Genomic DNA, 6666 nt, shown 5'->3' on the forward strand with positions numbered 1-6666 from the left:
TGATGCTCATAGCAGGTTGTGCCTCACCACCTGACTACAGTCTGATGGAGCCGGAACCGGCGTTCAGGCACCTGCAGCGTCAGATGGAAAGGGAGAATTATCAAGCCGCAGTCGATGGTTTGCAGTTCTTCACCCTGACCTATTCGGGTTCGTCGCTGGTGGATTCGGCGCAGTTTCTACTCGGCGAAGCGCACTATGGGTTGAAGGAGTTCATCCTGGCCGGGGATTCTTTTGCCGAGGTCTATCGCCGATATCCGCGCAGTCCGCTGGCGCCGGAGGCGATGTTTCGCGAGGGGGAGTGCTATTACCGACTTTCGCCACGCTTTGATCTCGATCAGGAGATGACCGGTCGAGCGATGGAGGCATTGCAGTCGTTCATCGACTACTACCCCGATCGGCGGGATCTCGTCCGCCAGGCGCAAGAGATGATCGATGCCTGCCGGATCAAACTGGCACAGAAGGAACACATGGCCGGGATAGGGTATCTGAAGACGCGCGACTATGTTGCAGCGGCGCTCTACTTTAGAGGTGTCGTCGAGCGTTATTACGATACCGACTGGGCTGCCGAGAGCGCTTTCCGGCTGGGCGAAGCGCTTGTCGCCGACGGCAAATCGGACGATGGTGCTGAAGCCTACCGGCAGTTCATCGTCAAATACCCGGATCACCAAATGGTCGCAAAGGCGCGGGAAGCGCTTGCGCGGATAAAGGATTCGGAAAGGTAGGTGGTGGCGGGCAGCGGACCGAGGTTGATCGGGCTTTTCGGCGGCAGTTTCGACCCGCCTCACATGGGGCATCGTCTGCCGGTTCGGGTTGCAGCCGAGGAACTGGGACTCGAGAAGGTGATCGTAATGCCGGCCGCAGCACCTCCGCATAAGTCCGCAGGGCCTTGGGCTCCACCCGAAGCACGCCTCCGGATGACCGCGGCCGCGTTCGCCGACGATCCGCTCTTCGAAACCGCCTCGGACGAGATCGAAAGGGGGGGAATCTCCTACACCGTTCTTAGCCTCGAACGACTGGCCCTTCAATATCCTTCACCGGACTTTGAACGCTTCCTTTTGATCGGAGCCGACCTGGCCGGTCAGTTCGATACCTGGCGCGATCCGGAGCGCATTTTCGAACTGGCAAGGGTTGTCGTGATGGTGCGAAGAGGCTCACGCGACAATGTCGTAGTCGGACCTTACCGGGAGCGTATGAGATTTGTTGCCACACCGCAGATCGATGTTTCGTCATCCGGGATTCGCAGCCGGGTGAATGCCGGATTGCCCATTGTGCCGTGGGTTGCCTCGGCCGTAGCCGATATTATCGAGCGCGAGGGTCTATATCGTTGACAACGGAGGCATTGGATTGCGGGAGCGCCTTGACTTGCCGGCCGGCAGTTGCTATCTTGATTGGACAGGTTATTCTGCCAGATAGAACGCCATAGCCGCTACTATTGCCAATACGCCACCCAAGGGAAGGGGACTGACCGCACAATTCTGGGATCTGCTGCATTCGATGAAGTTTGCGGTTTGGATTCTGGTAATAACGGCGGGACTGGCGCTATTTTCGCTTCTATTGGGGGAGTTTCTCCCGCCCGATGCATCGGACAATGTGCTGGTGCAAGGCTTTGGACTGTCGGATCCGTTCCGGTCGTGGTGGTTCCGGCTATCGCTGGGGCTGTTGGCGCTTAGTCTGATGGTCTGTGTAATCGAGCGGACGCCGGTGCAATTTCGGCTGGCGTTTCGTCGTTCTCTGCGCACCGACCCGGCACAGTTCCTGGGGGCTCCGAATCGCTACCTGGGGAACGTTGGCAAGGGCTTCGATCCGGCCGCGCTGTTTAGACAAATGAATCTCTCGATTGCCGCCGGGGATGGGAAGGGCTACCGGGCCTGGGTCGGATCGGCAGGTGGCTTGTCGCGACTGGGGCCGCTCTTGTCGCACATCGGAATGCTGCTCCTTATCCTGGGGGGACTGGCGGGCAGTATGACCGGCTATTCGACCCGTGTGATGGGCCGGGCCGGCGACGTGGTGGCAATGCCGGAATGGGGCTTTGCGGTGCGGGTGGATACCTTCTTCATAGACTACTACCCGGTCGGTCTCAATTTATGGGTCGAAGCGGCTGACCGGCGGCGAGGGAAGGTAACCGCACTTAAGAGCGATTCGGCCTATGTCGAGTTCTCGGTCATGCCGGGTCGTCAGTCAGCGTTATGGCTTGACAGAGGAAGCCTCCGGACCGACTTTGCGATCTTCGATGGCGGGCGGCAAATGCCCTATCAGGGCAACATTCGCTCCTATGTGAGCGATGTGACGGTGCTCGACGGCGAACGCGAGTTGGCCCGTCGCCGCGTCGAAGTCAACAGCCCGCTTCGGCATCGCAGTTACCGCTTCTATCAGAGCAGTTTCGATGTCGGTGCGCCGCGCACGACGGTGGACTCGGTGATGGTGATCTGCCGTGACGCAGAGATCGGCGAAGTCGTGGTTCCGCTGAAGATCGGCGGGGGGCGAGTCAATCTTCCGGGAAGCAGTTATCAGGTTGAGGCTGAGCGCTTCCTGTCCGACTTCCGGCTCGACGACAAGATGCAGCCCTTCAGCGCATCGACCGAACTTCGCAATCCGGCGGTGCGGGTGCGGCTCTATCGGGGGGATGCCGATCTCGGCGCCGGTTGGGCGTTCCGGGGGATGATCGGATCTATGGGTGGTGCGGCATTGCCGGTCGAATTCGGCTTGAAAAAGGTCGTCGGTTTGCGCAGCATTCCGGGGGGATACACGACGATATTCGACGTCCATCGCGACGGCGGGAGGCCGCTGGTCTGGGCCGGATTCTTCATCGTTACCATCGGTCTGATCCTGACCTATTCGATGCACCACCGGCAGGTTTGGATACTCGAGTGGACGAAGCCCGACGGCGGTCTGGAATTGCACATTGCCGGGCAGGGGCATCGCGAGGAGGCTCACTTTGAGCGCTGGATTGGGGGAATGATAGAACCGATCGGGCTCAAGCGGCAGCAGTTTTAGCAACAGGTGAGCGCGAGCCGGATGCTTTCGGCGAGGCGCTTTCAAGATATTCAATCACCGCGTGGCGCGCTGACCGAAAGGTGGCTGCGACCACACTACAAGAATTAGCAGGAGAACCTGATGAAGATTCGTTTCCAACCACTTCCGGCGGGGGTGGCGCTGATGCTGGCGGGGCTTTGTTCCTTTGCCTTAGCGGAAGTGCCGGCGATGCTCTCAGCACCCGAGATCACGATCGACCCGGTTGGTCAGGTCATCTCGCCCGATTTCATCGATCGGGATGAACCGGGCGGACCGCGTCGCGACCCCCTTGGTGACACCTGGATCTTCTATGATGACGGAAGTCCCCAGTCTCTCTGGCCGGTGTCGAATCTCTGGACGCGTGTCGATTTCACTCCCAACGCCCGCTTTCGTCTGCAGGGCGTGCGGGTGATGCCGCTCAATCAATTTGGCGACGACAATCCCTGCAACGTCTATGTCTATCGGCTGGACCAGCAGAACTTTGGATTGGGCGAGCGGGTCTATACCGGTCGCATCAATCAACTTCCGGTCTTCAACTTCAACGATATTGCCTCGAACTGGCAAACACTGGTATTCAATGAGAATCAATACGTGACCTTCAACGAAGGCGAACGTTTTGCCATCATGTATGGTGTGGCGCCGGGCGGCAACTATCAGGGCGCTCAGCAGGGCGACGGCTGGTGGGATCTGATGGACGGCGCTGGTGTGAACCGCAGTTATCGGGCTCAGGTAGCCAACTTGCAAGCCGCCCCTCCGACCCCGCTCAACTCCTGGACTCTCAACAGCGGCGGCGACTTTCTGATTCGTGCCAACGGCAACTACCTCGCCGCCTTTATGGATGCCGGGGTGATCGACGTCTTCAGCGGCGAACCGGGTCGGCTCCAGACCGGCAAGTATGCGACCTATCAGGGCACCGAGCAGATCTTCAAGGCTGAGATAGTCAATTACGGTTCAGATGTCGATGCCTATCTGGTGCGCTTCCAGGTGCTCGATGCGGATGGGCGGACAGTCTTCGACTCCACCAATGTCGAGCAGGATCTCTCCGGCGGCGATACGGTCATCGTTACCTGCGCTGGAGCCTGGGAATCGGGCGCGCCGGGACGCTACACTGTAGCCGTCGAGGTGCAGGTGCCGAACGACTCGAACGTCGATAACAACTTTGAATACCTCGACCAGATTGTGATCGATCCGGTGCGCAATGCCGACGACTGGATCAGTTATACCGATGGCGAATTGGAAGGTGCCACCAACTGGTCGGAGGGCAGCGGCTGGGCGGCGGTCTATTATCATCCCGGCGATGAGCGGACGCTCAAGATCACCCATTGCCGGGTCGGAGTGTCCCCCTCAGCGGCGCAGGAATATTCGATTCCGATGCGAATCTACATCCTCGACACCGAGCGTCTGCGTTATACCCAGGTTTGGAGCTATGAAGCCCGGACCAACGGGGCGCGGGAAGTGCAGTATGTTGAGTTTGAGATACCGGCGGACTCGGCGACTTCGTTCCAGCGGGGTCAGGCGGCTATCGTCGCTTACCTTTACCGGAACGGCTGCGCCATCCAGATGGACAACACCCCTCCGATTGCCGGCACCAACGTCCATATGCCCTGGGCGATGCTGGTTACGGGTGACGACGGCGCCAACTACGGCCCTAACCGCTCGGGCGACTACGGTATCGACGTCCGGATCGCCGAAGGCCAGGCTGTCGGTCCGTTCCTGCGGATCGAGCCCGATACACTCGATATTGGCTACGATTTGGCGCTGGGCGAGGATCATTCCGTTGAATGCCTCTTCATTTCCTATGGCACCGATTCGGTGACGATTCGCAACATCAACGTCTCGCCCTCGGCGCGCAATTTCTTCACCGTAGAGCCGACCTCGTTCGAATTGGCCGGCCAGGACACCGAGACGGTTCGGGTGACGTTCCGCACTGAGGTCGATACGACCATTTCGACTACCTTCCTGGTAGCGAACACGTCGCAGAACGCGCCGCAGCGCCAGTGGCGGGTGCGGGCTTCGACACGGCCTAACCGTGTAAGTGAGAACGTCCGGCCGGGTATTCCCGAGGCTTGGAGCCTGACTCAGAACTTCCCGAACCCGTTCAACCCGACGACGACCATCGAATTCGCCCTGAAGAACTCCGGATTGACGGCGATCGGCATCTATGACCAGACCGGTCGTCGGGTGCAGGAGGTTCATCGCGGTGTGCTGCCAGCCGGGTATCACAGCCTTGAGATCGACGCTTCCGGCCTACCGGCGGGCGTCTATATCTACCGGCTGACCGCGCCCGGTTACAGCGCCTCGCGCAAGATGGTGCTGATGAAGTAATTCCGGCTGTAGGGCGCTGTGCAGCGCACCTGCGGTGCGGACGAACGGTGAGGCCGGTCCGGAGCCCATTTCCCGGCTCCGGGCCGGCCTCGCGCATATCTTCCCGGACAGAGTCTCCCCAACGTGAGCCAATCCTCGGATCCGACAACCTACGACCCGGTCGCTGCCGGCTTCAAGAGCGGCCTTGAGGTCCATCAGCAACTCCTGACCGACCATAAACTCTTCTGCCGCTGCCCGGCCGGTCTCTATTCGGACGAGTACGACGCCGAGGCGCTACGCCATATGCGCCCGACGCTCTCGGAGTTGGGCGAATACGACGGCACGGCGTTGATGGAGTTCAAGACTCGTAAGGAGATCCTCTATCGCCTCAACCGGCGGTCGGTCTGCACCTATGAGATGGACGACAATCCGCCGTTCCCAATCAACTCACAGGCCGTTGACATCGCGATCGAGATTGCGCTGCTCTTCAACTGCAAGATCGTGGGTGAACTGCACGTCGCGCGCAAGCAGTATCTGGACGGTTCGATTCCGGCCGGTTTTCAGCGGACGGCAATCGTCGGGCTGAACGGGGGCTTTGAGTTTCAGGGCCGCACCATCGGTGTTGTGCAGTTAGCCGTCGAGGAGGACTCGTGCCGTGAAATCCTCGACCGGGGGCACCGCCGCATCTGTGCCACCGACCGGCTATCGATGCCGTTGATCGAGGTTGTAACGGCTCCCGACATCAGGACGCCGGAAGAGGTCGCCTTGGTAGGGACGCTCATCGGCGATATCGTGCGCTCGACAGGCAAGGTCCGTCGCGGCATCGGATCGGTGCGGCAGGACGTCAATGTCTCGGTAGCGGGCGGGACCCGGATTGAGATCAAAGGCGTGCCGCGCATTCCGCTCTTCCCCAGTTTGACCTACTATGAAGCCTATCGCCAGTCGCGGCTGTTGGCATTAAGGGAACGTATGCGGGCGCGCGGCATCGACCGCCTGCCCCGTCTTTTCCGAAGAGTCGATGCGGGCGGCCGACTGGTGCATCCCCAGGTCATCGCGGCGGTAGCGCGGGGCGAACGGGTCGGAGCCACCATTGCGACCGGAATGGCGGGACTGCTGCGCTGGCCTATCGGACCGACGCGCACCTTCGCCGATGACATCGCCGGCCGGGTGCGGGTGATCGCCTGTTTGACCGAACCACCCTACATTCTCCATACCGACGACCGGCGTCCGACCTCGCTTTCGCGGCGCGACCGAGAGACCTTGAAAGCCCTTGGCGACATGTCTGAAGACGATGCTGCCATCGTCGTTCACGGGCAGGACGCGGATATCGATACCGCGCTCGATGAAATC

The 6666-nt window shown here is 60.4% G+C and carries 5 protein-coding genes; all 5 read left to right on the forward strand.

Features of this window, described 5'->3' with window-relative positions:
* Window positions 1-2 precede the first annotated feature (2 nt).
* Window positions 3-722, forward strand: a complete 720-nt coding sequence (gene bamD, locus FJY67_04700) for an outer membrane protein assembly factor BamD (protein ID MBM3328763.1) — start codon at window positions 3-5, stop codon at window positions 720-722.
* A gap of 3 nt (window positions 723-725) precedes the next feature.
* Window positions 726-1328 (forward strand): nicotinate (nicotinamide) nucleotide adenylyltransferase, encoded by a 603-nt coding sequence (nadD, locus tag FJY67_04705; GenBank protein ID MBM3328764.1) that lies wholly within the window; start codon window positions 726-728, stop codon window positions 1326-1328.
* Between the two features lie 166 nt (window positions 1329-1494).
* On the forward strand, window positions 1495-2994 hold the full coding sequence (locus tag FJY67_04710; protein MBM3328765.1) for a cytochrome c biogenesis protein ResB: 1500 nt from the start codon (window positions 1495-1497) through the stop codon (window positions 2992-2994).
* Between the two features lie 120 nt (window positions 2995-3114).
* Window positions 3115-5337, forward strand: a complete 2223-nt coding sequence (locus tag FJY67_04715) for a T9SS type A sorting domain-containing protein (GenBank protein MBM3328766.1) — start codon at window positions 3115-3117, stop codon at window positions 5335-5337.
* A gap of 123 nt (window positions 5338-5460) precedes the next feature.
* On the forward strand, window positions 5461-6666 hold a 1206-nt coding region (locus FJY67_04720; protein ID MBM3328767.1), incomplete at its 3' end, for a Glu-tRNA(Gln) amidotransferase GatDE subunit E.

The sequence above is a fragment of the Calditrichota bacterium genome (assembly GCA_016867835.1).
Taxonomy (GTDB): Bacteria; Electryoneota; AABM5-125-24; order Hatepunaeales; family Hatepunaeaceae; genus VGIQ01.